This is a genomic window from Acinetobacter lactucae (assembly GCF_013344765.1).
GTDB lineage: Bacteria > Pseudomonadota > Gammaproteobacteria > Pseudomonadales > Moraxellaceae > Acinetobacter > Acinetobacter lactucae_A.
The window spans coordinates 1-865 of sequence record NZ_JABVBF010000365.1 but is presented as its reverse complement, the minus strand read 5'-3'; the positions used below and the strand labels follow the sequence as shown (position 1 = coordinate 865).

Here is an 865-nt window from a genome sequence, read left to right as displayed (position 1 = left end):
GGATATTGTTTTCGACATAAAATATTAGTAATCAGTTTTCTATATTTAGATATAATTTCTGATGATCTAAAACGTGCCATCCCGGTTTCAATATCATGTAGTAGAAGACTTTCTGAAGTCTGATTTAGATCATTCCAAATTTGATTAACATCAAGTTCTTCACATTTTTTAGTTGTATTTACAATATTTTCTGGTTCAAATGACTCCGGGTCACACGGATCAGTAGAACAATAATCTTCAATTCTTCGCCATCCTCCTGAGTGAGCATTAGGCCTAAGTTTATTTATAATCTCTTCAGCAATATTTTCATCTTCAGAATCCCCTGTTGAATAAAGCACTCTAATATAAGCCCATTTTGCGATATCTGAAGTATCTGAAGAGTTTAAAATCTGTGCTTCATTTAATAATTGAGTCCTTGTATTCTCCCAATCAACAAGGTTGTATCGAATTAAATTAATAAATTCTTTATTTGGAGAGCTATAACTTGAATTTAAACTGCAACTAAAGCTCCATTTAATAAATTCTGGTGCAAATTTGGCTAAAGGTTTTCCCGCTAAGATATGGAATGCCGTAATAACTAATGTATCAATATCTTTTTCATTTTCAGTTAATTGAGTAATTAGTCTTTTTTCAGTTGTTGATAGTCTGTTTAATTTCTCTGAAATTTCGATCTTATATTTTTCAAATGCAATTAGGCGATCATTAGTATCTTTTTTTGAAAAATATGAAAGTTTTTTTTCTGGTGATAATGAGTAATATTTCAACCATTTCTGTATCCGCTCTTCGATACATGGCCAAGATTGTGAAGTATGTGGGATACAAATAATCGACTTTTCAATCCAATTGTAATTTGGTTGATTGCCAC

1 protein-coding gene is annotated in these 865 nt (G+C 30.9%); it reads right to left on the bottom strand.

Annotated features, from left to right (window positions below; genetic code table 11):
- A partial coding sequence (locus HUN22_RS17355; RefSeq protein WP_217488225.1) for a hypothetical protein occupies positions 1-865 on the bottom strand: 865 nt, incomplete at both ends.